The organism is Pseudomonas sp. DTU12.1 (genome assembly GCF_009873475.1).
In the GTDB taxonomy this organism is placed as follows: Bacteria; Pseudomonadota; Gammaproteobacteria; order Pseudomonadales; family Pseudomonadaceae; genus Aquipseudomonas; species Aquipseudomonas proteolytica.
In genome coordinates this window covers 5,669,447-5,694,628 of record NZ_CP045254.1, presented here as the reverse complement: position 1 = coordinate 5,694,628, position 25,182 = coordinate 5,669,447, and the positions used below count along the sequence as shown (strand labels likewise).

At 61.7% G+C, this 25,182-nt stretch carries 21 protein-coding genes; 10 read left to right on the top strand and 11 right to left on the bottom strand.

The window, feature by feature from the left end; translation table 11 throughout:
• Positions 1-39 precede the first annotated feature (39 nt).
• The 4 genes from ligB to GDV60_RS25295 form a co-directional block, all read right to left on the bottom strand.
• On the bottom strand, positions 40-1,719 hold the full coding sequence (ligB, locus tag GDV60_RS25310; protein ID WP_256679347.1) for an NAD-dependent DNA ligase LigB: 1,680 nt from the start codon (positions 1,717-1,719) through the stop codon (positions 40-42).
• A 98-nt stretch (positions 1,720-1,817) separates the two neighbouring features.
• Positions 1,818-2,165, bottom strand: a complete 348-nt coding sequence (locus GDV60_RS25305) for a DUF1090 family protein (RefSeq protein WP_070993955.1) — start codon at positions 2,163-2,165, stop codon at positions 1,818-1,820.
• 312 nt (positions 2,166-2,477) lie between these two features.
• Positions 2,478-3,668, bottom strand: coding sequence for a methionine adenosyltransferase (gene metK / locus GDV60_RS25300; protein WP_029297363.1), 1,191 nt, complete (start codon positions 3,666-3,668; stop codon positions 2,478-2,480).
• Between the two features lie 19 nt (positions 3,669-3,687).
• Positions 3,688-4,683: a metalloregulator ArsR/SmtB family transcription factor gene (locus tag GDV60_RS25295; RefSeq protein ID WP_159909048.1), complete on the bottom strand. Its 996-nt coding sequence runs from the start codon at positions 4,681-4,683 to the stop codon at positions 3,688-3,690.
• Between the two features lie 260 nt (positions 4,684-4,943).
• Here GDV60_RS25295 and tkt point away from each other — a divergent pair, with 260 nt between their 5' ends.
• The 6 genes from tkt (at position 4,944) to fba (ending at position 11,296) form a co-directional block, all read left to right on the top strand.
• Positions 4,944-6,941, top strand: coding sequence for a transketolase (gene tkt / locus GDV60_RS25290; RefSeq protein ID WP_070993954.1), 1,998 nt, complete (start codon positions 4,944-4,946; stop codon positions 6,939-6,941).
• 142 nt (positions 6,942-7,083) lie between these two features.
• The gene (gene epd, locus GDV60_RS25285) at positions 7,084-8,139 is read left to right on the top strand and encodes an erythrose-4-phosphate dehydrogenase (protein ID WP_159909046.1); all 1,056 of its coding nucleotides are present in this window, start codon (positions 7,084-7,086) and stop codon (positions 8,137-8,139) included.
• 17 nt (positions 8,140-8,156) lie between these two features.
• Positions 8,157-9,320 carry a phosphoglycerate kinase gene (locus tag GDV60_RS25280; protein WP_029297354.1) on the top strand — a complete coding sequence of 388 codons (1,164 nt, stop codon included), beginning with the start codon at positions 8,157-8,159 and terminating at the stop codon, positions 9,318-9,320.
• Between the two features lie 29 nt (positions 9,321-9,349).
• On the top strand, positions 9,350-9,571 hold the full coding sequence (locus GDV60_RS25275; RefSeq protein WP_070993952.1) for a hypothetical protein: 222 nt from the start codon (positions 9,350-9,352) through the stop codon (positions 9,569-9,571).
• Positions 9,572-9,631: 60 nt separating this feature from the next.
• Complete coding sequence (locus GDV60_RS25270) at positions 9,632-9,967, top strand: MliC family protein (RefSeq protein ID WP_029297350.1); 336 nt, start codon at positions 9,632-9,634, stop codon at positions 9,965-9,967.
• 264 nt (positions 9,968-10,231) lie between these two features.
• On the top strand, positions 10,232-11,296 hold the full coding sequence (gene fba, locus GDV60_RS25265) for a class II fructose-bisphosphate aldolase (protein WP_029297347.1): 1,065 nt from the start codon (positions 10,232-10,234) through the stop codon (positions 11,294-11,296).
• Between the two features lie 193 nt (positions 11,297-11,489).
• On the opposite strand, the gene alr is transcribed toward fba, so the two are convergent.
• Positions 11,490-12,719: an alanine racemase gene (gene alr, locus GDV60_RS25260; RefSeq protein ID WP_159909044.1), complete on the bottom strand. Its 1,230-nt coding sequence runs from the start codon at positions 12,717-12,719 to the stop codon at positions 11,490-11,492.
• Positions 12,720-12,850: 131 nt separating this feature from the next.
• Positions 12,851-13,516 carry a polysaccharide lyase family 7 protein gene (locus tag GDV60_RS25255; protein WP_029297342.1) on the bottom strand — a complete coding sequence of 222 codons (666 nt, stop codon included), beginning with the start codon at positions 13,514-13,516 and terminating at the stop codon, positions 12,851-12,853.
• A 318-nt stretch (positions 13,517-13,834) separates the two neighbouring features.
• On the opposite strand from GDV60_RS25255, the gene GDV60_RS25250 reads away from it, so the two are divergent.
• From GDV60_RS25250 to GDV60_RS25240, 3 genes are read left to right on the top strand one after another with little or no spacing between them, the layout of a single operon-like run.
• Positions 13,835-15,955 (top strand): bifunctional diguanylate cyclase/phosphodiesterase, encoded by a 2,121-nt coding sequence (locus GDV60_RS25250; protein ID WP_159909042.1) that lies wholly within the window; start codon positions 13,835-13,837, stop codon positions 15,953-15,955.
• A gap of 42 nt (positions 15,956-15,997) precedes the next feature.
• Positions 15,998-16,498 carry a M48 family metallopeptidase gene (locus tag GDV60_RS25245; protein WP_070993951.1) on the top strand — a complete coding sequence of 167 codons (501 nt, stop codon included), beginning with the start codon at positions 15,998-16,000 and terminating at the stop codon, positions 16,496-16,498.
• A 17-nt stretch (positions 16,499-16,515) separates the two neighbouring features.
• Positions 16,516-16,812, top strand: a complete 297-nt coding sequence (locus GDV60_RS25240) for a helix-turn-helix domain-containing protein (RefSeq protein WP_159909040.1) — start codon at positions 16,516-16,518, stop codon at positions 16,810-16,812.
• A gap of 84 nt (positions 16,813-16,896) precedes the next feature.
• Here GDV60_RS25240 and GDV60_RS25235 read toward each other — a convergent pair whose 3' ends face one another.
• Positions 16,897-17,349, bottom strand: a complete 453-nt coding sequence (locus GDV60_RS25235; protein ID WP_104911063.1) for a GNAT family N-acetyltransferase — start codon at positions 17,347-17,349, stop codon at positions 16,897-16,899.
• 255 nt (positions 17,350-17,604) lie between these two features.
• Here GDV60_RS25235 and GDV60_RS25230 point away from each other — a divergent pair, with 255 nt between their 5' ends.
• Positions 17,605-18,342: an ABC transporter substrate-binding protein gene (locus GDV60_RS25230; protein ID WP_029297330.1), complete on the top strand. Its 738-nt coding sequence runs from the start codon at positions 17,605-17,607 to the stop codon at positions 18,340-18,342.
• A gap of 179 nt (positions 18,343-18,521) precedes the next feature.
• On the opposite strand, the gene yccS is transcribed toward GDV60_RS25230, so the two are convergent.
• From yccS to mdtD, 4 genes are all read right to left on the bottom strand, one after another.
• A complete protein-coding gene (gene yccS, locus GDV60_RS25225; RefSeq protein ID WP_092231036.1) occupies positions 18,522-20,708 on the bottom strand; it encodes a YccS family putative transporter in 2,187 nt (728 codons plus the stop codon).
• A 236-nt stretch (positions 20,709-20,944) separates the two neighbouring features.
• Complete coding sequence (locus GDV60_RS25220) at positions 20,945-22,123, bottom strand: NAD(P)/FAD-dependent oxidoreductase (RefSeq protein WP_159909038.1); 1,179 nt, start codon at positions 22,121-22,123, stop codon at positions 20,945-20,947.
• 159 nt (positions 22,124-22,282) lie between these two features.
• Positions 22,283-23,620, bottom strand: coding sequence for an ATP-dependent RNA helicase DbpA (gene dbpA / locus GDV60_RS25215; RefSeq protein ID WP_232545553.1), 1,338 nt, complete (start codon positions 23,618-23,620; stop codon positions 22,283-22,285).
• Between the two features lie 131 nt (positions 23,621-23,751).
• A complete protein-coding gene (gene mdtD, locus GDV60_RS25210) occupies positions 23,752-25,179 on the bottom strand; it encodes a multidrug transporter subunit MdtD (RefSeq protein ID WP_029297321.1) in 1,428 nt (475 codons plus the stop codon).
• Positions 25,180-25,182: the final 3 nt, after the last annotated feature.

Genomic DNA, 25,182 nt, shown 5'->3' with positions numbered 1-25,182 from the left:
TGATTTCTGCCGGCACCGATTAATGTAACGGGCCCGGGACTAAAAGCCGTCTATCCCGGCAGCCCGCAGTGTTTCACTCATGGCCACCACCTGAGGGTCGCGAAAAAAGGCGCTCAACTGCGCCGCGCGTCCCGGGCCGATTCCCGCTTCGGCTTGCCAGGCTTGAGTGTCTCGCGCGGCCAGGGCCTGCCAGCCGCCCGCGAGGTTGTTCCGGGCGGTCGGTGGAACCCCCAGCGCCATCAGCCATTGCGCGAACGGTCGCTGGCGCGCAACTCGCAAGCCCGCAAGCAGGCGCGCACTGCTGCGCTCGCCGAATCCGTCAATGGTAGCAAGCTCTGTCTCATCAAGGTTCAACCAATCCACCAAACCGCTGATTTGACCGGCCTGGATCAAACTGTTCCAGGTCTCGCGGCCGATGTGTGGCAGATCCAGCCCCTGCTTGCCACTGAGCCAGGCCAGCCGGGCCAGCAGCTGTTCCTCACAGGCAGGGGTCAGTCGCCAGCAGCTCAGGTGATGGAAATCGCTCGCCGCAGGCACGGTGATATCCGCGCGTGGGTGGCTGCGCAGGATGACTTGGTCGAGCCTTGGGATCACTTGGCCGGCAAGGCTGATGGATATCTGGTCACCGGGACGGATATCCAACTCCTGCCAACGCTTCAAGGAGCCGATGCTGACGCGCCGGATCTGGCGGTCGTCGAGCAGCACCGGGTGCAGTTCCAGGATCGGCGTGATACGCCCGGTGCGGCCGATCTTGAACTGCACCTGGCGCACATGGGCCAGGGCTTTGATCACCGGGTATTTCCAGGCAACCGCCCAATACGGCGTACTGGCCTGCCAGCGTTCGGCCGGAGCGCGCTGGCTTTGGTGCAGCACCACTCCGTCGGTGGCGAAGGGCAATGGATGCCCATGCCAGAAGGTGCGCCAGTGCCGCGCCTGTTCGAAGTTCTCGATGGGTTGGCTGTAGCGCTGGCTGTCGCTAAAACCCCAGCGTGCGAGGGTGCCCAGTTGCTGCCTGAGGTCCGCCGGCCCCTGGGGCCAGGCCCAGACAAACAGGCCGATACCTGCGGCGTCGGCGTCACTCAGTTGGTGACGGTTCATCAGCCCGGAGATTTTGCTGCGGGCGTTCATGCCCCCCGTCTCACCTTGTATATGGGCATCCAGGCGCCAGTACAGCTCGCCCTGCAAAAGCAGGTCGATGGCTTCGGGCAGCCGTTGCACGATGCCGGGGATTTTGCGGGCCGACGTCGTCCAGTCCTGGCCGAGCAGGCCATCGCCACGGCTGATGACCTGGGCCAGGCGCCCCCCACGGTAGATCAGGGTTATGGCGACGCCATCGACCTTGGGTTGTATCCACAGGTCGCTGCGAGTGCGGACCCAGTCTTCCACGGCGCGGTCGTTGACCAGCTTCGCAAGGCCCGTGTGCGGCACTGGGTGGGGGATGGTGCCACCGGCGCTGGAAAGGGGGCTGTCGGCAGACGGCGCCACCTGTGCAAAGCACCGGCGCCATTGCTCCAGGCGTATGCGAGCCTGGTCGTACAGCTCGTCGCTGATAAGGGATTGGCCGAGCCGGTGGTAGCTGTCATCCCACAGGCCGATTTGCCGTTGCAGGGCGGCGATTTCGTCCCGGGCCTTGTCGGCTGGCCAGTCCGGGCAGCCCTGCGCCCAGGCGACGATAGGGAAGAGCATCAACAGCAGGTAGTGCAGCAGGCGGGGCGTCATCACGAGCATCCTTGCTCTGAAGGGGCGCCCAGCCTAAAGCAAGCAAACGCCCATAAAAAAGCCCCGCAGTCGCGAGGCTTTTTACCGGGTGTTTCTGCTTACTTGAACAGACCGCCCAGAGCTTTCACGGTGTCGTTGCTGTCAGCCTTGGCCTGCTGCTTTTGCGAGGCTTCGTCGAGCTTGCCTTGGGACTCGCCGACTTTTTTGCAACCTTTGTTTACCTGGTCCAGTGCAGCCTGCATGGCCTTCACTTTCAGGTCTTCGCCGTTGGCTTTGGCGGCGTCGACTTTGGCTTGCAGCTCCTGGCTCTGTTTTTCGCAGTTGCCGGTAGCGCCGCCCAGCTGGGACGTCAGGGCGCCAGTCAGGCCGCTCAGGTCAGCGGCTTGCACTGGCAGGGCGAACAGGCTGAACAGGACGGCAGCAGGGGCGAACGTGGAAATACGCATGAAAAACCTCAATGTTCGATTGCCTGCGCACTTGGCTGTCCCGAGCAGGCGCAATGCAATATCCAATGTGGTTGAGCGCTCGGGAGGGCGCGGATTCTAGAGGGCCATCATTTAGCCTGCAAGGGTTGGATCCAATTAATGTGAGCTTGTAGGGGGCGAGCTTGTTCGCGAGGGGCGTCGACAATAACGCGGGAAGCCTGATGCGCCGTGGGGTTTTGGAGATTTTCGCGAGCAAGCTCGCTCCTACAATTTAAGGCAATAAAAAGCCCCGCCGGGAAAACCCGGCGGGGCTTTGGGTGCTACGTGCTGCGATTACAGGCCGGCAGCGGTACGCAGGTCGTCGGCGCGGTCGGTTTTTTCCCAGGTGAACGTGGTGAAGGTGTCGTCGCCGACGGTCTTCTGTTCAGGGGTACGACCGAAGTGGCCGTAGGCCGCGGTTTCCTGGTACATCGGGTGCAGCAGGTCGAGCATGGTGGTGATTGCGTACGGACGCAGGTCGAAGATCTCACGCACCAGCTTGACGATCTTGTCGTCGCTGATCTTGCCGGTACCGAAGGTATTCAGCGAGATCGACGTAGGCTGTGCCACACCAATGGCGTAGGAAACCTGAATCTCGCAACGCTCGGCCAGGCCGGCAGCGACGATGTTCTTGGCCACATAACGACCGGCGTAGGCTGCCGAGCGGTCAACCTTGGAAGGATCCTTGCCGGAGAATGCGCCACCGCCGTGACGGGCCATGCCGCCGTAGCTGTCGACGATGATCTTGCGCCCGGTGAGGCCGCAGTCGCCCACCGGGCCACCAATGATGAACTGGCCGGTCGGGTTGATGTGGAACTGGGTGTCCTTGGTCAGCAGTTCGGCAGGCAGCACGTGCTTGACGATCAGCTCCATGACGCCTTCGCGCAGGTCTTTGTAGGAGACTTCCGGGTTGTGCTGGGTCGACAGCACCACGGCGTCGATGCCCACCACTTTGCCGCCTTCGTAACGGCAGGTCACCTGGGACTTGGCGTCCGGGCGCAGCCAAGGCAGCAGGCCGGATTTACGGGCTTCGGCCTGGCGCTTGACCAACTGGTGGGAGAAGGTGATCGGCGCCGGCATCAGCACGTCGGTTTCGTTGCTGGCGTAGCCGAACATCAGGCCCTGGTCGCCGGCGCCCTGGTCTTCTGGCTTGGCACGGTCGACGCCCTGGTTGATGTCAGGCGACTGCTTGCCGATGATGTTCATCACGCCGCAGGTCGCGCCGTCGAAGCCGACGTCGGAGCTGGTGTAGCCGATGTCGGTGATCACGTCACGGACGATCTGCTCCAGGTCGACCCAGGCCGAGGTGGTGACTTCACCGGCGATGATCGCCACGCCCGTTTTCACCAGCGTCTCGCACGCCACGCGGGCGAACTTGTCTTCAGCAATGATGGCGTCCAGCACCGCATCAGAAATCTGGTCGGCGATTTTGTCCGGATGCCCTTCAGACACGGACTCGGAGGTGAAAAGGGAATATTCGCTCATCTCGATGTTTTCCTGATATTTACCGATGGTGAGTGTCGCCAGATGGCCGCTGAAAGTGGCGGACCTGAATCTGGAAACCATTACGTAAGCCTACATAGAGGCTTTCCCCGGGAACGAGTCCCGCAGCGGTGGCCCAACGGGCCAGATCGTCCTGTTCAAACCCCAACCATAGATCACCGCAGGCCTCCCTGGCCCAACTCTGGTTGTGGCTGCATAAATCAGTTACCAGCAGGCTACCGCCCGGTTGCAGCAAACCGGCCATCTGCTTGAGCGCATCGGCCGGTGCGGCGAAATGGTGAAGGACCATGTTCAACACCACGCAGTCGGCTTGCAGCTCTACATCATTCAAGGCATCGGCCAGCCGCAGGCTGACGTTGCCCAAGTGCTCGCGCTCGCACAGCTGGCGCGCCAGCTCCAGCATGGCCGGGCTGTTGTCCAGCGCCGTCACCTGGTGGAAGCGCCGTGCCAGGTCCGGCAGGAACCCGCCATCGCCCGGCCCGACTTCCAGCGCCGTGGCACCTGGGTTGAAGCCCAGCTTGTCGAGCAGCGCCAGCACGCTTTCGCGGTATTGAGGCAGCCCGGCAATCAGGTCCTGCTGGGCGCGAAACTTGTCCGCCACCCGTGAGAAAAAGTCCTGGCTGGCGGCGGCGCGTTGCCCGTGGACCTGAGCGATCCGCGATTGCACGTCAGCCGGCAGGGCCAGGTTGTCTACTTCTTCAAGCAATGCAGCGTGCAGCTTGCCACCCAGCAAATCGTTGTGGGGCAGGGCGCGACGGTAAAAAATCGCATTGCCTTCACGGCGGGTGGCTACCAGGTCGGCCTGGGCCAGCACCTTCAAATGGTGGCTCATGCCGGACTGGCCGATGGCAAAGATCCGCGCCAGTTCCAGCACGCCAAACGAGTCGTTGGCCAGGGCGCGCAGTACATTCAGGCGCAGCGGATCACCGCCGGCCTTGCACAGGGCCGCCAGCTCATCGCAATCGTCGGGGCGAATGGAAGGCGCAGGTAAGTTCATAAGGCCAGCAGTCTAGTGATGAGGTCAAATCCCCGCAAGGCCAATATCAAAAAGTTTTGATATTGGTCGATAATCGGTGGTTATAAGCAGGCGCTATAACCTTTAGACGAACGGCGGGAAGTGTTCTTGCTGTCAATGCAGTCCAAACCACAGGAAAAACCCACATAAGTCGGTATCTGTCATTGCCCCTGAGGCCTTGGCTGAGGGAAAATGCCGGTCCTTTTTTCCGTTTCTTTTATTCAACCCCCAGGAGATCAGCGATGCCCAGCCGTCGTGAGCGTGCCAACGCCATTCGTGCCCTCAGCATGGATGCCGTGCAAAAAGCCAACAGCGGCCATCCCGGTGCCCCGATGGGCATGGCGGATATCGCCGAGGTACTTTGGCGTGACTACCTGAAACACAACCCGAGCAACCCATCGTTTGCCGATCGTGACCGCTTCGTGCTGTCCAACGGCCATGGCTCGATGTTGATCTATTCGTTGCTGCACCTGACCGGTTACGACCTGTCCATCGACGACCTCAAGCAGTTCCGCCAACTGCACAGCCGCACCCCGGGCCACCCGGAATTCGGCTACACCCCAGGCGTCGAGACCACCACCGGTCCCCTGGGCCAAGGCCTGGCCAATGCCGTGGGTTTTGCCCTGGCAGAAAAAGTCCTGGCGGCGCAGTTCAACCGTCCCGGCCACAACGTTGTCGACCACCACACCTATGTGTTCCTGGGTGATGGCTGCATGATGGAAGGCATTTCCCACGAAGTCAGCTCCCTGGCCGGTACCCTGGGCCTGGGCAAACTGATTGCCTTCTACGATGACAACGGCATCTCCATCGACGGTGAAGTCGAAGGCTGGTTCACCGACGACACGCCAAAGCGTTTCGAAGCCTACAACTGGCAGGTGATCCGCAACGTCGACGGCCACGATCCGGAAGAGATCAAGACCGCCATCGAAACCGCGCGCAAAAGCGAGCAGCCGACCCTGATCTGCTGCAAGACCACCATCGGCTTCGGTTCGCCGAACAAGCAAGGCAAGGAAGACTGCCACGGTGCCCCACTGGGTGACGCGGAAATCGCCCTGACCCGCGAAGCGCTGAAGTGGAACCATGGCCCGTTCGAAATCCCGGCTGATATCTACGCCGAGTGGGACGCCAAGGAAGCCGGCCGCGCCGCAGAAGCCGAGTGGGACCAGCGCTTTGCTGCCTACTCCGCCGAGTTCCCACAACTTGCCAACGAACTGGTACGCCGCCTGGCTGGCGACCTGCCTGCCGATTTCTCGGAAAAAGCCTCGGCCTACATCGCCGAAGTCGCGGCCAAGGGCGAGACCATCGCCAGCCGTAAAGCCAGCCAGAACACCCTCAACGCCTTTGGCCCGTTGCTGCCTGAGTTCCTCGGCGGTTCGGCTGACCTGGCCGGTTCCAACCTGACCCTGTGGAAAGGTTGCAAAGGTGTCTCGGCTGAAGACGCCAGCGGCAACTACATGTACTACGGCGTGCGCGAGTTCGGCATGAGCGCCATCATGAACGGCGTTGCCCTGCACGGCGGCCTGGTGCCGTACGGCGCGACCTTCCTGATGTTCATGGAATACGCGCGCAATGCCGTGCGCATGGCTGCGCTGATGAAGAAGCGTGTGATCCATGTGTACACCCACGACTCCATCGGCCTGGGCGAAGACGGCCCGACGCACCAGCCGGTCGAGCAACTGACCAGCCTGCGCACCACGCCGAACCTGGATTGCTGGCGCCCAGCCGACGCGGTGGAATCGGCCGTGGCCTGGAAGCACGCGATCGAGCGCAAGGATGGCCCTTCGGCGCTGATCTTCTCGCGTCAGAACCTGCAGCACCAAGTGCGTACCGACGCGCAGATCGCCGACATCAGCCGTGGCGGCTACGTGCTCAAGGACTGCATCGGCGAGCCGGAGCTGATCCTGATCTCCACCGGTTCCGAAGTGGGCCTGACCGTTCAGGCGTACGACAAGCTGACTGCCCAGGGCCGTAACGTGCGTGTCGTGTCCATGCCGTGCACCAGCGTGTTCGAAGCCCAGGACGCGGACTACAAGCAATCGGTCCTGCCGTTGCAGGTCAGCGCGCGTATCGCCATCGAAGCAGCTCACGCCGACTACTGGTACAAGTACGTGGGCCTGGAAGGCCGCGTGATCGGCATGACCACCTACGGTGAGTCGGCGCCGGCGCCAGCGTTGTTCGAAGAGTTCGGTTTCACCCTGGAAAACATCCTGGGTCAGGCTGAAGAGCTGCTGGAAGACTAAGGCTGTAGATTGGGGTAGCTGTACTGACGCCTTCGCGAGCAAGCCCGCTCCCACATTTGGAATGCATTTCAACTGTGGGAGCGGGCTTGCTCGCGAAGGCGGCGGCACATTCACCCCATTACCCAAGGTAATCGAGAACCCCATGCCTCAACCCCGTCCCTACAAAGTTGCACTCAACGGCTACGGCCGCATTGGTCGTTGCGTCTTGCGTGCTCTGTTCGAGCGAGGGGCGGCGGCTGGGTTTGAAATTGTGGCAATCAACGATCTGGCCGACATGGCCAGCATCGAATACCTGACACGCTTCGACTCCACCCACGGCCGGTTCCCCGGCGAAGTGCGGATCGACGGCGATTGTCTGCATATCAATGGCAACTGCGTGAAGGTCTTGCGCAGTGCCACGCCCGAGGGCATCGACTGGGCGGCGCTGGGCGTCGACCTGGTGTTGGAATGCTCCGGTGCCTATAACACCCGTGCCGATGGCCAGCGATTCGTCGACGCCGGCGCACCGCGCGTGCTGTTTTCCCAGCCGATGGCCAGCGAGGCGGATGTCGACGCCACCATTGTCTACGGCGTCAACCAGGACTGCCTGACCGGTGACGAGGTGTTGGTGTCCAACGCCTCCTGCACCACCAATTGCGGCGTGCCGCTGTTGCGCCTGCTGGACCAGGCGATTGGCCTGGAGTATGTGTCGATTACCACCATTCACTCGGCGATGAACGACCAGCCGGTGATCGACGCCTACCACCATGAAGACCTGCGCCGCACCCGTTCGGCGTTCCAGTCAGTGATTCCGGTGTCCACCGGCCTGGCCCGCGGTATCGAACGCCTGCTGCCGGAACTTGCCGGGCGAATCCAGGCCAAAGCAGTGCGCGTGCCGACGGTGAACGTGTCGTGCCTGGATATCACCATGCAAACCGTCAGCGATACCGATGCCGCCGAGGTCAACCGGATCCTGCGCGACGCCGCCACCCGCGGCCCGCTCAAAGGCTTGCTGGCCTACACCGAGTTGCCGCACGCCAGTTGTGATTTCAACCACGACCCGCATTCGGCCATCGTGGATGCCAGCCAGACCCGTGTTTCCGGGCCAAGGCTGGTGAATATCCTGGCCTGGTTCGATAACGAATGGGGCTTTGCCAACCGCATGCTCGACGTAGCAGAGCACTATCTGCACATCGCTACTAAACAACCTCAACAGTAATTCAGGAACTGCGACCCATGACCGTGTTGAAGATGACCGACCTCGATCTGCAAGGTAAGCGCGTACTGATCCGCGAAGACCTCAACGTCCCAGTCAAGGACGGTGTAGTCACCAGCGATGCGCGAATCCTGGCCTCGCTGCCGACCATCAAGCTGGCCCTGGAAAAAGGCGCGGCCGTGATGGTCTGCTCCCACCTGGGTCGTCCGACCGAAGGTGAGTTCTCTGCCGAAAACAGCCTCAAGCCTGTAGCCGACTACCTGAGCAAGGCCCTGGGCCGCGAAGTGCCTTTGGTGGCTGATTACCTGGGCGGCGTCGAGGTCAAGGCCGGCGACATCGTGTTGTTCGAAAACGTGCGCTTCAACAAGGGCGAGAAAAAGAACAGCGACGAACTGGCCCAGCAATACGCAGCCCTGTGCGACGTGTTTGTGATGGACGCCTTTGGCACCGCGCACCGCGCCGAGGGTTCGACCCATGGCGTGGCCAAGTTCGCCAAGGTCGCCGCTGCTGGCCCGCTGCTGGCTGCCGAGCTGGATGCACTGGGCAAGGCCCTGGGCGCACCGGCCCAGCCAATGGCCGCCATCGTGGCTGGCTCCAAGGTGTCGACCAAGCTGGACGTGCTCAACAGCCTGAGCCAGATCTGCAACCAACTGATCGTTGGCGGCGGCATTGCCAACACCTTCCTGGCCGCTGCTGGCCACCCGGTCGGCAAGTCCCTGTACGAGCCGGACCTGCTGGACACCGCTCGCGCCATCGCCGCCAAGGTCAGCGTGCCGCTGCCGGTGGACGTGGTAGTGGCCAAGGAGTTCGCCGAAAGCGCCGAAGCCACCGTCAAGCTGATTGCTGACGTGGCCGCTGACGATATGATCCTGGATATCGGCCCGCAAACTGCGGCGAACTTCGCTGAACTGCTGAAAGCCTCCCAGACCATCCTGTGGAACGGCCCGGTCGGTGTGTTCGAGTTCGACCAGTTTGGCAACGGCACCAAAGTGCTGGCCAAGGCGATTGCCGAAAGCTCGGCATTCTCCATTGCCGGTGGTGGCGACACCCTGGCGGCCATCGATAAATATGGCGTTGCTGAGCAGATCTCCTACATTTCTACCGGTGGCGGCGCGTTTCTTGAGTTTGTCGAAGGCAAGGTGCTGCCTGCCGTTGAAGTGCTGGAAAGCCGAGCCAAGGGCTGAGGCCCACGGCCTGGAAAAGGAGCATTCCCATGATCAAGCCATTCGCGCTGGTGATTGCAGCAGGCCTGTTGGCCGGCTGCGGCAGCGCGCCCAAGGCGCCAGCAGAGGCCCCAGGGGCTGCGCCGCACAAGGGCTGTTACCAGGCCGACTGGCAGGCGGAGACCATGCCGGTGATCAGCAAGCGCATAGGGCCTGACGGGCTGGAGAAATACGACTCCCCGCCCAAAGGTAAGGAACAGGGTTGCCCTTGACGGGTCTGATTCACTAACCGATAGCACCGGCGGCCCCAGGCCGCCGTTCGAGGATTGGCAATGAAAGGCGTTATCGCCCTGGCAGCACTGGCTCTATTGGCCGGTTGTGCCAACCTGAACATGTTCAACAAGGCAGAGCCCCAGCAAGACACATGGACCACCTGGGTATGCGACAGCCAGGCCCAGGTTAACTGGCGGTTTGTCGATACTGACCGCAAGCAGGTGGATGTCCGCCTCGGCGGCTCCGATCAGGTATATCGCCTCAAGGAAGACGTGGCGGCCTCCGGGGCGCTGTATAGCAATGAGCAGTTGGCATTTCATACCAAAGGTGAGGAAGGCCTGGTTTATTGGGTCGCCACCGACGATTTGATCGGCCGAGGCTGCAAGGCTCAGTAATACAGAACTGAAAATCTCATGTAGGAGCGGGCTTGCCCGCGAAAGCGCTGGGTCAGTTGGCGAATTCGGTGTCTGGTACGCCGCGATCGCAGGCAAGCCAGCTCCCACATGATTCGGTTCCAGATTGGAAGTTGGGTCAGGCCCACTAGCAATAACGATTCAGCAGGCCAAGGTCCAATTCCTTGATCTGCAATAACTTGAATAGCAGCCGCCGCTACGGCAGGCTTGCACGATTAACGACCCTCGACCGGGAGAGACAACACAATGGCACTTATCAGCATGCGTCAAATGCTGGACCACGCAGCCGAGTTCGGCTACGGCGTTCCAGCCTTTAACGTCAACAACCTTGAGCAGATGCGCGCCATCATGGAAGCCGCTGACAAGACCGACTCCCCAGTGATCGTCCAGGCTTCTGCCGGTGCGCGTAAATACGCCGGTGCCCCGTTCCTGCGTCACCTGATCCTCGCGGCAATCGAAGAATTCCCACATATCCCGGTGTGCATGCACCAGGACCACGGCACCAGCCCTGATGTATGCCAGCGCTCCATCCAACTGGGCTTCAGCTCGGTGATGATGGACGGCTCCCTGGGCGAAGACGGCAAGACCCCGACCGACTACGACTACAACGTACGCGTCACCCAACAAACCGTAGCCCTGGCCCACGCCTGCGGTGTGTCGGTAGAAGGCGAGCTGGGCTGCCTGGGTTCGTTGGAAACCGGCATGGCCGGTGAAGAAGACGGCATCGGCGCCGAAGGCGTGCTGGATCACAGCCAGATGCTGACCGACCCGGAAGAAGCCGCTGACTTCGTCAAGCGCACCCAGGTCGACGCCCTGGCCATCGCCATCGGTACCAGCCACGGTGCCTACAAGTTCACCAAGCCACCTACCGGCGACGTGCTGGCGATCGACCGCATCAAGGAAATCCACAAACGCATCCCCAACACCCACCTGGTGATGCACGGTTCTTCCTCGGTACCGCAAGAGTGGCTGGCAATCATCAACCAGTACGGCGGCGACATCAAAGAAACCTACGGCGTACCGGTTGAAGAAATCGTCGAAGGTATCAAGCACGGCGTACGCAAGGTCAACATCGACACCGACCTGCGCCTGGCGTCCACCGGTGCAATGCGTCGCCTGATGGCCACCAACCCGAGCGAGTTCGACCCGCGTAAATTCTTCGGCGCCACCGTGACCGCGATGCGTGATGTGTGTATCGCGCGTTACGAAGCGTTCGGCACTGCCGGCAATGCTTCGAAGATCAAGCCGGTGTCGTTGGAAGCGATGTACCAGCGGTATTTGAAAGGTGAGTTGAACGCCAAGGTGAACTAAGCCTAAAGCGTTTAAAAAGAAACCCGCAGCGATGCGGGTTTTTTATGAGCGGCTTATAGCCGAGCCCGACCTTCCAAGCACTGAAAAATAATGTGGGAGCGGGCTTGCTCGCGATTGCGGTGGTTCAGCCAATACATTTGCCTGACCCACCGCCATCGCGAGCAAGCCCGCTCCCACCTTTGATTTGCGGTGCTTATTGATCAACCAGCACTTTGGGGTTCGAGTTGCCCCAGACGGTGTAGAGATCGGCCAACAGCGCCCCATTAATATCCTCAACCTCGGCCTGGGTCGTCTGCACATTCCCCTGCTTGCCAAACAACACCACTTCATCGCCACTTTTTACGGCCGGCACATCGGTGACGTCGACCATCAAGGTGTTCATCGACACTTTGCCCACCACCGGCACGCGATGCCCATTGATCAACACGATGCCTTTATTGGTGAACGCCCGGCGGTAGCCGTCGGAATAGCCAACGGTGATATTGGCCAGTTTTGAATCCCGCGCCAGGGTGTAGGTGCGGTCGTAGCCGACGGTGTTGCCTTTCGGGTAGCTGTTGACTGAGGCCACGTGGGATTTGAACTGCATCACGCGCTTGTAGGCGGTGAACGACGGTACGGTGTCGCCGAACAGCAGGCCGCCGGGGCGCACCATGTCCAGGCGCGACTCGGGCACTTCCAGGGTGGCGAAGGAGTTGGCGGCGTGCAGGGTGATTTTGCTGCGGTCCAGTTGGGCGACGTTGATCAGCCAGTTGGCTTGCTCGTTGAAGGCCTTGAGGCCGGCGCGCACGTCGGCGGCGTCTTCGACGGCGAAGTGGGTCATGATCGCCTTCACTTCCAGGTTCGGCACCTTGGTGATGGCTACGGCATCGCGCCGGCCTTGGGCAGTGGTCATTTCCACGCCGTTGCGGCTCATGCCGCTGGAGTTCAGGCCCAGGTGTACCACCAACGGGCGGCCATGATGTTCGGCGATCAGGCTGGCGCGCACGGCGAAGTCGAGGTTGCCCACCAGCTCTTCCATGTTGTACGGCAGCGCCGCTTCCAGCTCGCTCAGCGCGGCGGTACGCACGCGGATCAGTTGGCCCTTGAAGCCGCTTTCACGTACCACGCGGGCTTCTTCATTGCTGGCTACGCCGACGCAAGGCACGCCCAGCTTGATCACCGACGGCATCAGCAGGCCGATACCGTGGCCATAAGCGTCTGCCTTGAGCACGGCACAGATTTTCGACTTGTCGGCGAGGCTGGTTTGCAGGGTGCGGATGTTGTGTTCGAACGCGGCTTTGCTGATTTCAACCCAGGCGTTGCTGTCCTGGATATTGACCTGGGCCACCCCGTCGGTCATCGACAACGGCGGGGCCGCAAAGGCCGGGTTTTGCAGCATAACCATGCCCATGGAAAGGGCGAGTAGGGTGCGAGTGAAGGGCATTGGTGAGTCTCCATGACTTTCTTATAGGGAAGCATTGCGCGTGCGCGGCGCCATACTCGAATTGTCCTACAAGAAAGTCGAGACCCAGGGTCGCGGTTCTGTCCTAAAGCGTCGTGAGAATGATCGGACTGTCAGTTGTGATCGATATCCAGCTTGGCAAATGTCACTTTGCCGCCCTCTTTGCTGTCGCCGCTGTTGTCTTGCACATACACGCCGGCCTTGAAGTACAACGGTTTTTTGCCCCAGGCCGCGCCGAGGCGTTCGTTCCATTGGCCGTTGGCGGCCTCCACGCTCAACAGGCCGGCCTTGTTCAGGTGGATGACGTAGGTGAAGTTGCGCGCCAGTGGCACATTCTCGGCCACGATAATTACCCGGCCCTTGCTGTCATCCGGGCGCATGCGCACTTTGGCGACGATGTTGCCGGTCTGGGTTTTTTCCTTGTACTGGTATTCGACTTTGACCAGCGGTTTCTGGCTGTCATAGGCGTGGATCTGACCGATGACAATCTTGCCCGAGGAGGGCACCTGGTTGATGGCCAGGGTGGCGCGCAGGTAGTTGTCGGCTTCGGGGTAAGTCCAGTTGCGCAGCCGGCCATCGGCATAGGTTTCGCGCAGTTCGCTGCGCGGGTAGATGGCGTTTTCGGTACGGGTACCAGTGACGGGGGACCAGAATTGCACGCTGCTGCCTTCGGCCTGGAAGTACTTGCCCTTGAAGCCGCTGAGCAGTTTAGGGGTGTCGATGGTGGCGGGCGGAGTGCCAACAGGGATGCTCAGGTTCCAGGTGGACAGATCAATCATGGAGTGCGCCTTTGCTGTACGGAAGAAGGGTCAAAAGGCTTTGGCCCATGGGTTGGCGCGTTCTTTATAAGCGGCTGGTAACTGTTTGTTAATAAGTTTTAGGCGGTTTGTTGGCGCCAATAGTCTGTCAAAAAGCCATCTTTCCCGTAGTTCGGGGGCTGTAGCGCCTGACCGTTAGTCGGTTGTGTGCTCTTTGGCGCAATGATGGCCCGGTCGTGCCTTCTGCTTTAAATGATCCGAGGCTAGAGTGACTCCACATTAAGTGTCCGGTTTTATCTCAAAATTGACCGGAGTGAACCCTCAAGGAAGAGACGCAGTATGGAATCCGTTCCAACCCTGGCCGAAGGCTCTTCAGTGCTCCTGGTAGTCGACGACTACCCGGAAAACCTGATCAGCATGCGCGCGCTCCTGCAGCGCGAGGATTGGCAGGTGTTGACTGCGGGTTCCGGCGAGGAAGCCCTGGGGCTGCTACTGGCGCGTGATGTCGACCTGGTGCTGCTGGATGTGCGCATGCCGGGCATGGATGGCTTCGAAGTGGCGCGCTTGATGCGCGGCAGCCAGCGCACCCGCATGACGCCGATCATCTTCCTGAGTGCTACTGAGCAGTCGCCCGCCGCGGTGCTCGAAGGCTATGCCAGTGGCGCCATCGACTATCTGTTCAAACCCTTCGACCCGCATATTCTCAAGCCCAAGGTCCAGGCCTTGCTGGAGCATCAGCGCAACCGCCGCGCCTTGCAGCGCCTGAGTCATGACCTGGAGGCGGCCCGGGCCTTTAATGCCTCGGTGCTCGACAATGCCGCCGAGGGCATTCTGGTGGTGGGCGAGGACGGAGTCGTCAGCTACGCCAATCCGGCCATTTCACGGTTGCTCAATGCCACTGTGGACGAGTTGCAAGGCCAGGCGTTCCTGGGCTTCCTGCAAGAACCCCATATGCCTGACTGGTTCAGCTGCGAGCTGTATACCGGCTACCTGCGTGGCGAAACCTGGCGCCTGCATGATGCAATCCTGCGCACCGCACCCGGCCAGCAGTTGCCGGTGGCGATGTCCTGTGCGCCACTGCCCCGGGAGCAGAAGGCCATGGTGGTGACGGTGCAAGACATGTCCCAGGTGCGCCATCTGCATCAGCAACTGGAATCCCAGGCCGTCACCGATCCGCTCACCGGTTTGCTCAACCGGCGTGGTTTCTACCAGACCGTGGAGACGATCCTGCTGCGCAACGAGCGCAGCGAACATTCCACAGTGCTGCTCTACATGGACCTGGACGGTTTCAAGCGGGTCAACGATTCGGTGGGGCACGACGCCGGCGACCGGGTGCTGCGCTGGGTCTCGGAGCAGTTGGAACTGTGCCTGCGCAGTTGTGACATTCTTGGCCGCCTTGGCGGCGATGAGTTCGTCGCGCTGCTGGAGTTGGAATACCCGGAACAGGCCGCCAAGCTCGCCGAACAGTTGATCGAGCGGGTGTCGATCTGCCAGCAGGTGGACGGCCTGGAGGTCATGCTGGGGGTCAGTATCGGCATTGCCACCTTCCCCGATTGCGGTCGCGATTTGTCCGGCCTGCTGCGTGCCGCCGATATCGCCATGTACGAAGCCAAGCGGGCAGGGCGTCAGCAATATCGCTATTACGATCAGGAAATGAACGGCCGGGCCCGCTCGCGCCTGATGCTTGAAAGCAGCGTACGCGAGGCCATCGACAACAAGCAGGTGACGTTGGTTTACCAGCCCCAGGTGTCCCTGCTGGACGGGCACCTGCGCGGTGTCGAAGCCTTGTTGCGCTGGCAGCACCCGAGTGTGGGCGATGTGCCGCCGGGGTTGTTCATGCCTCTGTTGGAGGAGGCGCGCCTGATCAGCCAGCTCAGCAGTTGGATTTACCATCAGGTGGCATTGGCGCGCCAGGCCTGGGCCTCGGTCATGAGCGACGACTGGGTGCTCAGCGTGAGCCTGAGCAGCAGCCAGTTCAATATGCCCAACCTGGCGCCTCAAATGCAGCAGGCAATGGAGCGACATGGGCTGCACGGGCGGCAACTGGAGGTGGAAATCGCTGAAGAAAGCCTGATGCACAATATTGAAGAGTCCATCAAGCAACTCAAGCAGCTGCGCCGCCTGGGGGTGCGCATTGCCCTGGATGACTTCGGCTTGGGCAACTGCTCCCTGGCCCATCTGCGTGACCTGGAGTTCGACACCCTCAAGCTCGACCCCGGCCTGGTGGCCCGCGTGCTCGGCTCGCCACGGGAGGCCGCGCTGGCCCGCAGCATTATCGAACTGTGCGGGCACTTCGGCTTGTTGGTGATTGCCGAAGGTGTAGAAACCCTTGAGCAATGCCACTGGCTGCAGGCCAATGGCTGCCAGTTTATCCAGGGGCCGCTGGTGGCCCTGCCCCTGACCGCCGAAGATATTTCCCTGTGGCCGCAGCCTTTCGCGCTGCGCGCAGGCCCCTGCTGAATTCGCTACACTGGCGGCCTCACGCCCCTGCCGTTCGAGCCCATGACTGCGCTGAAATACCTCCAGGCCTATCCCGCCGCCCTGCAAGAGCAAGTGCGCCAATTGATCGCCAAGGATCAACTGGGTGACTACCTGCACCAGCGTTACCCCGAGCGCCATGCGGTGCAGAGTGACAAGGCGCTGTACAGCTACGCCCAGGCCCTGAAGCAGGAACACCTGCGCAACGCGCCAGCCATCGACAAAGTGCTGTTCGACAACCGCCTGGACCTGACCCACCGCGCCCTGGGCCTGCACACCACGATCTCGCGGGTGCAGGGTGGCAACCTCAAGTCCAAGAAAGAGATCCGCATCGCTGCGTTGTTCAAGGAGGCCGCGCCGCAATTCCTGAAAATGATCGTCGTCCACGAACTGGCGCACTTCAAGGAATCGGACCACAACAAGGCGTTCTATAAACTCTGCGAATACATGATGCCCGGCTACCATCAGGTGGAATTCGACCTGCGGGTGTACCTGACTTATCGCGACTTGCAGGGCAAGTGCTAAACACAAGGCGACCGATCATGGATGTGAGCAAGACCAAGAGCAGTTTCTACCGCCGCCTGTATGTGGCGTACCTGATCGACAGCCAATTGGCCAGCAGCGTCCCGGCGTTGACCGAGGTGACGGGCATGCCCCGGCGCACGGCCCAGGACACCATCGCGGCGTTGGCGGACCTGGATATCGTCTGTGAATTCGAGCAGGAGGATGGCGCCCGCAACCATGCCGGGCACTACCGGATTCGCGACTGGGGGGCGATTGACCGGGGCTGGATCGAGCGCAACCTGATGCAGGTCAAGCAGGTGTTGGGTTACCCGTGAAATTGGGCCGCTATCGCGGGCAAGCCCGCTCCCACAGGTCGATAACGATCAAATGTGGGAGCGGGCTTGCCCGCGATGTCGATCTCAAGCGCGCCGCATACCAATATGTGGAATGTCGTCTTCAAGGTAGACCTCACCCTCGACCTTGAACCCATATCTTGCGTAGTACCCCTGCAAATGCGCCTGGGCTGAGAGAAAGATCGGCGTCTGCGGCCAGATATCGTCGATCTGCTTGAGGGTTTCCGCCAGCATCTGGTGGCCCAGGCCGGTGCCTCGCGCGGCCTCGGCCACCAGCACGCGGCCGATAACCACGTCGCCGCCATTCAGCTCCGGGTCCAACAGGCGCAGGTAGGCCACCAGTTGATTGTCCTGCCAGGCCATCAGGTGGTGGGTATCGCCCTCCAGGTCCTGATCATCGATGTCCTGGTAGACGCATTTCTGCTCGACCACAAACACCGCTGCCCGCAGACGCAAAATGGCGTAGAGCTGTTCTTTGCCCAGATCATTGTGGTGCTTGCAAACCCAATCGACAGTCATCGTTCCATCTCACATAAAGACCTGACCCGGATAGTAAAGCCCTGGCCGCCGACTGTCTTGGGCGGTAGTGCAAACACCTGGAAAACGCTGTTTTTTGTGAGTGACGTCAATTTGCCATCATTGAGTGCTTTCTCGGCCTGGTTCTTTGTGTAATCTGCGATACACCTCGAGCGATAAGCTACAGTCAGAACCTGGAAGTACTCCCGCCAGCGTCATCGCCCGCAACGAATTGCCCGCTGTGCAAGGACATTAAGCATGCTGCGATTGTCTCGTGCCGTTGCTTTGATCGTATTGCTGTTGCTGGCCCCGACGGTGGCCGCGGAACGCTTGCGCCTGGTGGCGGATGCGTGGCCGCCGTTTACCGATGCGACCCTGATCAATGGTGGCCTGGCCACCGATATCGTCAGCACCGCCCTGGCGCGTGCCGGCTATGCCAGTGATTTCGAGCAGGTGCCATGGGCACGGGCGTTGATGGGGGTGGGGGACGGGCGTTACGACGTGCTGGTCAACGCCTGGTACGACGAGGCGCGCACGCAGTTGGGGCAGTTTTCCGCCGAGTATCTGCTTAACCGCGTGCGGTTTATCAAGCGCCGCGACGATCCCATTGAGTACCAGAACTTGCAGCAACTGCATGCCTATCCCATCGCGGTAGTGCGCGGCTATGCCTATTCGGCGGATTTCGATGCCGATCCCAAACTGCAAAAAGTCCCGGTGCATAACTTCGCCATGGCCGTGCGCATGTTGGCTGCCCAGCGCGTGCGGATGACGGTCGAGGATGAGTATGTCGCGCGCTTTTACCTGGCGCGGGAATCGCCCAGGGTGCGCAATGCCGTGGAGTTCCTGCCCCAGCCATTGAGTGAGAACAGCCTGCATATCCTGGTCAGCCTGAAAAACCCCAAGCATGAGCAGATTGTTGCCGGGTTTGACCGGGAGATCAGCAGGATGAAGGCGGATGGCAGTTATGCGCGGCTGCTGAAACAGCATGGGATGTAGGGAGCTTCAGCGCCCCATCGCAATGACGAACGCCCCCCCTGTGGCGAGCGGGCTTGCCCCGCGTTGGGCTGCGAAGCAGCCCCAAAACCAGCCGCTACGGAGTCTCTGATATACCGCATTCGGCTTACCGGGGCTGCTTCGCAGCCCAGCGCGGGGCAAGCCCGCTCGCCACAACAGCCCTATCTGCTCGCGCTGGTTTCCTTGATCAAATGCGCGGCCAATGTGCGCAACGGCCCCAACTGCCGGCAAATCAACGCCAATTGCGTCTGCACCAGCCTTTGCGCCTCATCGATCTCATCGGGCATCTGCTCCAACTCTACCGCCAGCGCCTCCTCGGCATCGCTTTGCACCGCGATCGGCTGTTTGTTCGCCAGCCCCGTGGCAATTTCGTCGATGCTGGTGGCGAGGGTCTTGCCCGCGCCTTCGATCAGGTGTTCGCGCATGTCGGCCGGTAGTTGGGTATCGCGGTGCGCACCGAGCCCCGACAGGTAGCTGAGCAGGGTGTGGGACAGCACCAGGAAGCGGAAGCCCACGTCGGCTTCCTTACGAAAATGCCCCGGCTCCATCAGCATATTGGCCAGGGTGGTGGACAGCGCAGCGTCGGCGTTGTGCGCGTTGCGTCGGGCCAGGCGGTAGGCCAGGTCGTCGCTCTTGCCGGCGGCATATTGCTGCATGATCTGGCGCAGGTAGATGCTGTTGCAGGTCAGGGTGTTGGCCAGCACCTTGTTCAGGCGCCGGCCCTGCCAGTCTGGCAGGAACAGGAACACCGCCAGCCCGGCAATCAGGCTGCCGAGCAGGGTATCGAACAGGCGCGGCAGGAACAGCCCGTAGCCATCGCCCACCTGATTGAAGCAGAACAGCACCATCAGGGTAATGGCGGCGGTGGCCAGGGTATAGCGGGTGGTGCGGTTGATAAAGAACACCAGCCCGGCGGCGATGGCGAACATCGATTGCACCAGGGGGCTTGGGAACAGATCGAACAGCGCCCAGGCCACCGTCAGGCCGATGGCCGTGCCGATGATCCGCTGGCCGAGCTTGCGCCGCGTCGCGCCGTAGTTGGGCTGGCAGACAAACAGGGTGGTAAGGATGATCCAGTAGCCTTGGGACGGGTGGATCAAATGCACCATGCCGTAGCCCACGCTCAGCGCCAGGGGCAGGCGCAGGGCGTGGCGGAACAGCAGCGAAGTCGGGGTCAGTTGGGTGCGCAGGCGCGTCCACATTTCCTTGAGGTTGCGCGGCGAACGGTCCAGCAGGCTGCTGTCGCTGGCATCGGCCAGGCTGTCGGGGTTGCTGGCGTCACTGAGCAGGCGGTCGAGGGTCGACAGGTTGGCCGCCAGCGCCCGCAGCGAGCGTAACAGGCCGCGCCAGGCCGGGTTGCTCTGGATACGCAGGTGTTCCAGGGATGCATTCAGGTCGCCCAGGGCCTCGGCGAAGCTGGCGTCGTAGACAAACGGCTGGCGCAACTGGATCGACTCGGCGAGGGCCTGGCAGGCCTTGCCTTGCTGGCGCAGCAGGCGCTGGCAGCGGAACAGCACGTCGCTGTGGAAGAACGCCTCGGCCAGCGCGTTGTAGGGGTAGTGGGAGGAACTGGCGCGTTCGTGGATGTCCTGGGCCAGGAAGTACAGCTTGAGGTAGCGGCTGACCTTGGACCCCGGCCGGCCATTGCCGACACGGTGCAGGATGATTTCCTTGGCCGCATTGAGCGCCGCCACCACCCGGCCATTTTGTTGGGCCAGTTCCAGGCGCCGCGCTTCTACGTCCAGTTGGCGAATAGGCTCGAACAACGACGACTTGAGCTTGAGGTAACGCCCCAATTCGCGAAACAGCCGGGCCAGGCTCTGCTGCACCGGCTGGTTGGAAAACATCGCCTGCCACAGCACCGACAGCGCGCCATACCAGGCGGCACCGGCCACCAGCAGCAAGGGCTCGTGCCAGAAATCGGTGACGGCGCCACCGCGCTGATCCACGCCGATCATGGTGTAGACCGACAGAATCAAGGTGGCCGAGGCGATCGCCCCATAGCGCTCGCCCAAGGCGCCGAGCATGGTCAGGCAGAAGCTCGCCAGGGCGATGGCGATGGCGAAAATCCACGGGTAGGGAAACAGCAACTCCACCGACAGCGCCGCCACGCTGAAACACACCAGCGTTACCGCCAGGGCGTTGAGGCGGCCTTGCCAACTGTCATCGGTCTCGGCCAGGGCGCTGGCGATGATCCCCAGGAACAGCGGGATCAGCAGCGACATTTCATCCTGGTACCAGCACAGCGCCATGCTGCCGGTGAGGGCGATAAACACCCTTACGCTGTAACTGAACTTATCCAGTGCCCAAAGGCGCCGCATGGACTGCTTGAACGAGGTCGAGGACATGAAGTCTGGGGTCTTCCGGGACGATGCCGCTAAATTGAGCCAGTAATGACGCCACGGCAAGCGCGGCAATCACATTCATAAGCAAAAAATGTTTTTGGCACACCCCAATCAAAATGTGGGAGCGGGCTTGCTCGCGAATGCGGTGTGCCAGCCACCGGATCAGTTGACTGGTACTGCGCATTCGCGAGCAAGCCCGCTCCCACAGGTGATCGCATTACCGTTCTAGAGGGCGGGGTTCAGACGTACTGCGCCGCCGCATAGCCCGACGCCCAGGCCCATTGGAAGTTGAACCCACCCAGGTGCCCGGTCACGTCCAGCACTTCGCCGATAAAGTACAGGCCGGGGCTTTTCAGCGATTCCATGGTCTTGGACGACACTTCCCGGGTATCCACCCCGCCCAGGGTGACTTCGGCGGTGCGGTAGCCTTCGGTACCGGCCGGGACCAACTGCCAGTCGCCCAGTTTGGTGGCGATGTCTGCCAGTTCGGCGTGGGTGTACTGCTTCATCGGCTTGGACACAAACCACGTCTCGGCCAGCAGGTTGGCCATCTTCTTGGTGAAGATCTCGCCCAGCAGGGTCTTGAGCTCGCTGTTGGGGCGCTCGGCCTGTTGCTGTTGCAGCCAGGCGTGGGCGTCGTGGTCGGGCAACAGGTTGATTTGCACGGTGTCGCCAGGTTCCCAATAAGAGGAAATCTGCAAAATCGCCGGCCCGCTCAGGCCGCGATGGGTAAACAGAATGTTCTCGCGAAAGCTCTGGTCGTTACAGCTCACCAGGCAATCGACCGAGGTGCCGGACAACTCGCCACACAAATCCTTGAGCTGATCGGTGATGGTAAACGGCACCAGGCCGGCGCGGGTCGGCAGCAGCTCATGGCCGAATTGCCTGGCCACCTGGTAGCCAAAGCCGGTGGCGCCCAGGGTCGGAATCGACAGGCCGCCGGTGGCAATCACCAACGACTCGCAGCGCAACTCGCCGAGGGTGGTCTGCAACTGATAGCCGCTGTCGAGTTTGCTGATCTGCTGGATCGAGGTGTCCAGGTGCAGGCTCACGCCGGTCTGGATGCACTCGTCGAGCAGCATGCCGAGGATGTCGCTGGATTTGTTATCGCAGAACAGCTGGCCGAGTTTTTTCTCGTGGTACGGCACGCCGTGCTTGGCCACCAAGCCGATGAAATCCCACTGGGTGTAGCGGGCCAGGGCGGATTTGCAGAAGTGTGCGTTGTGCGAGAGGAAGTTGGCAGGCTCGGTGTACATATTGGTGAAGTTACAGCGACCACCGCCGGACATCAGGATCTTCTTGCCGGCCTTGTTTGCATGGTCGATCAACATCACCTTGCGCCCACGCCCGGCGGCGGTCAGCGCGCACATCAAGCCTGCGGCGCCGGCGCCAATGATCACAACTTCGGTCGAGCGCAAAACGGTGTCCTCACAAAATATTGATCTGAAATGCAATCAAAAATGTGGGAGCGGGCTTGCTCGCGAATGCGCACTGTCAGCCAACCGATCTGGCGACTGGTACACCGCATTCGCGAGCAAGCCCGCTCCCACATTGGATCTCCATTGAATCGAAGAGCTTTACAGGATCCGCACGCGCAACGAACGGCCCTTGATCTTGCCATCGTTCAAGCGCTGCAACGCCTGCTTGGCGACGCTGCGCTCCACTGCCACGTAGGCCTGGAAGTCGAAGATCGCAATCTTGCCGACCTGGGCGCCCGGGATCCCGGCTTCACCGGTCAGTGCGCCGAGGATGTCGCCTGGGCGAACCTTGTCTTTACGACCGGCAGCAATGCACAACGTGCTCATCACCGGCAGCAGCGGCGCGCCGCCCTGGGATTTGAGGTTGCTCAGTTGGTCCCAGTTCAGCGGGGCTTTTTGCAGCAGTTCGATGGCCTGGGCACGGTGTGCTTCGGACGGTGCTACCAGGCTGATGGCGATCCCGGTCTCACCGGCACGACCGGTACGGCCCACGCGGTGAATGTGGATTTCCGAATCGCGGGCCAGTTCGACGTTGATCACCATGTCCAGCGAGTCGATGTCCAAGCCACGGGCCGCCACGTCGGTGGCCACCAGCACCGAAGTACTGCGGTTGGCAAACATCGCCAGCACCTGGTCACGGTCGCGCTGTTCCAGGTCGCCATGCAGGCCGACTGCAGAAATGCCCTTGGCGGTCAGGTGATCCACGGTTTCCTGCACTTGCTGCTTGGTAAAGCAGAACGCTACGCAGGAGGCCGGACGGAAGTGCGACAGCACCTTGGTCACCGCGTCCATGCGTTCTTCCGGGGAGATTTCGTAGAAACGCTGCTCGATCTGCTCGTCGGAGTGGAACGCTTCGGCCTTGACCTGCTGCGGCGCGCGCATGAATTTGGAGGCCAGTTGCTTGATGCTCACCGGGTAGGTGGCCGAGAACAACAGGGTCTGGCGACGGGCCGGGGTCTTGCTGATGATGTCTTCGATGGCGTCGTAGAAACCCATGTCGAGCATGCGGTCGGCTTCGTCGAGGATCAGTGTGTTCAGGCCGTCCAGCACCAGCGAACCCTTGCGCAGATGCTGCTGGATGCGGCCGGGGGTGCCGACGATGACGTGGGCGCCATGTTCCAGGGAGGCGATCTGCGGGCCGAGGGACACGCCGCCGCACAGGGTCAGGACCTTGATGTTGTCTTCGGCGCGGGCCAGGCGGCGGATTTCCTTGGCAACCTGGTCAGCCAGCTCGCGGGTCGGGCACATCACCAGGGCCTGGCAACCGAAGTAGCGCGGGTTGATCGGGTTCAACAGGCCGATGCCAAAGGCGGCGGTCTTGCCGCTGCCGGTCTTGGCCTGGGCGATCAGGTCCAGCCCCTTGAGGATCACCGGCAAGCTTTGCGCCTGGATCTGCGTCATCTCGGCATAACCCAGCGAGTCGAGGTTAGCCAGCATGGCGGCGGAGAGCGGCAAAGTATTAAAAGCGGTGGCGATGGTGGTCACGGGACTGGCTCTGCAAAAACAAAATGTCGCGCAGTGTACCAGCCCCGTGGGAATTTCCCTGCAAGTTCTAGACGAGACGCCGCTTAATGCTCGATGTCATGCTCGCGGCTGACCATCCGTTTGCCGTCTTTTGGCGACAATTGCAGGAAGATCGCCGCCGCCAGCATCGCCATGATGCCCACGGTGAGGAACGTCAACTGGAATGCCTCAAGCACGGTATTGACCCCATCGTTACCGGCTTCGGCGGTAAACCCGCCCAGCAGGGCGCCGGCGCAGGCCACCCCCAGGCTCAGGGCCAGTTGCGCCACCACTGACAGCAAACTGTTGCCGCTGCTGGCCTGGGCATCGTCGAGGTCGATCAGGGTCACGGTGTTCATCGCGGTAAATTGCAGGGAGTTGATCGCCCCCAGCACCGCGAGCATGGCCAGTAGCAGCGGGTACGGCGTCTGCTCGCTGACCAGGCCCATGCTCGCCAGCATCATGCCCAGTAGCAACGTATTGCCGGTGAGCACGATGCGATAGCCCAGGCGCTCGATCAGCGGCCGGGCGATGGACTTGGCGACCATGGCCGCCGCCGCCAGGGGCAACATGCTCATCCCGGCCTGGGACGGCGAATAGCCCAGGGCGATCTGCAACAGCAAGGGCACGAGGAACGGCAGGGCGCCGCTGCCCAGGCGGGCGAACAGGTTGCCGAGAATGCCCACGGCAAAGGTCCGGGTCTTGAACAGCACCGGCGAGAACAGCGGGTTTTCGATATGCCCGGCGCGCAGCCAGTAGGCCGCCAGGCACGCCATGCCGCCGAACAGCAGCAACATCACGCGCAAGTGCGGCAGGTGCAGCTCACCCAGGCCTTCCATGGCAATGGTGATCAGCACCATCGCCGCGCCAAACAGCAAAAAGCCCAGGCTGTCGAAGCGCGTGCGCTCAGTGCCGCGCAGGTCGGGGATGAATTTCCACACGGCGTAGCAGCCGATCATGCCCACCGGCAGGTTGATCAGGAAAATCCAGTGCCAGGTCAGGTACTGCACCATCCAACCGCCCATGGTCGGGCCGAGCAGGGGGCCGAGCAGGCCGGGAATGGTGATAAAGCCCATGATCCGCACCAGCTCCGAGCGCGGGTAGGCGCGCAGCACCACCAGCCGGCCGACGGGCAGCATCAGCGCGCCGCCCAGGCCCTGGATCACCCGGGCGCCCACCAGCATGGTCAGGCTGCTGGACAGGGCGCACAGCAGCGAGCCGATGCTGAACAGCATGATCGCGCCGAAGAAAATCTTCTTGGTGCCGAAACGGTCGGCGATCCAGCCCGAGGCCGGGATCAGCAAGGCCACGGTGAGCATGTAGGCGATGATCACACCCTGCATGCGCAGCGGGTTTTCCGCCAGGTCCTCGGCCATGGCGGGCAGGGCCGTGTTGAGAATCGTGCCGTCGAGCGACTGCATGAAGAAGGCAATCGCTACCACCCAGGGCAACCAGCGGGCGGTCTTGGCATCGAGCACGACACGATTCGGCATGAG

Coding starts and splice junctions, on each gene's coding strand:
- alr (WP_159909044.1), bottom strand. CDS start 12,719: ATGCCCTTCACTCGCACCCTACTCGCCCTTTCCATGGGCATGGTTATG.
- fba (WP_029297347.1), top strand. CDS start 10,232: ATGGCACTTATCAGCATGCGTCAAATGCTGGACCACGCAGCCGAGTTC.
- mdtD (WP_029297321.1), bottom strand. CDS start 25,179: ATGCCGAATCGTGTCGTGCTCGATGCCAAGACCGCCCGCTGGTTGCCC.
- GDV60_RS25295 (WP_159909048.1), bottom strand. CDS start 4,683: ATGAACTTACCTGCGCCTTCCATTCGCCCCGACGATTGCGATGAGCTG.
- GDV60_RS25245 (WP_070993951.1), top strand. CDS start 15,998: ATGACTGCGCTGAAATACCTCCAGGCCTATCCCGCCGCCCTGCAAGAG.
- GDV60_RS25230 (WP_029297330.1), top strand. CDS start 17,605: ATGCTGCGATTGTCTCGTGCCGTTGCTTTGATCGTATTGCTGTTGCTG.
- GDV60_RS25240 (WP_159909040.1), top strand. CDS start 16,516: ATGGATGTGAGCAAGACCAAGAGCAGTTTCTACCGCCGCCTGTATGTG.
- metK (WP_029297363.1), bottom strand. CDS start 3,668: ATGAGCGAATATTCCCTTTTCACCTCCGAGTCCGTGTCTGAAGGGCAT.
- GDV60_RS25270 (WP_029297350.1), top strand. CDS start 9,632: ATGAAAGGCGTTATCGCCCTGGCAGCACTGGCTCTATTGGCCGGTTGT.
- epd (WP_159909046.1), top strand. CDS start 7,084: ATGCCTCAACCCCGTCCCTACAAAGTTGCACTCAACGGCTACGGCCGC.
- dbpA (WP_232545553.1), bottom strand. CDS start 23,620: ATGCTGGCTAACCTCGACTCGCTGGGTTATGCCGAGATGACGCAGATC.
- GDV60_RS25255 (WP_029297342.1), bottom strand. CDS start 13,516: ATGATTGATCTGTCCACCTGGAACCTGAGCATCCCTGTTGGCACTCCG.
- GDV60_RS25305 (WP_070993955.1), bottom strand. CDS start 2,165: ATGCGTATTTCCACGTTCGCCCCTGCTGCCGTCCTGTTCAGCCTGTTC.
- GDV60_RS25250 (WP_159909042.1), top strand. CDS start 13,835: ATGGAATCCGTTCCAACCCTGGCCGAAGGCTCTTCAGTGCTCCTGGTA.
- yccS (WP_092231036.1), bottom strand. CDS start 20,708: ATGTCCTCGACCTCGTTCAAGCAGTCCATGCGGCGCCTTTGGGCACTG.
- GDV60_RS25280 (WP_029297354.1), top strand. CDS start 8,157: ATGACCGTGTTGAAGATGACCGACCTCGATCTGCAAGGTAAGCGCGTA.
- tkt (WP_070993954.1), top strand. CDS start 4,944: ATGCCCAGCCGTCGTGAGCGTGCCAACGCCATTCGTGCCCTCAGCATG.
- ligB (WP_256679347.1), bottom strand. CDS start 1,719: ATGACGCCCCGCCTGCTGCACTACCTGCTGTTGATGCTCTTCCCTATC.
- GDV60_RS25275 (WP_070993952.1), top strand. CDS start 9,350: ATGATCAAGCCATTCGCGCTGGTGATTGCAGCAGGCCTGTTGGCCGGC.
- GDV60_RS25235 (WP_104911063.1), bottom strand. CDS start 17,349: ATGACTGTCGATTGGGTTTGCAAGCACCACAATGATCTGGGCAAAGAA.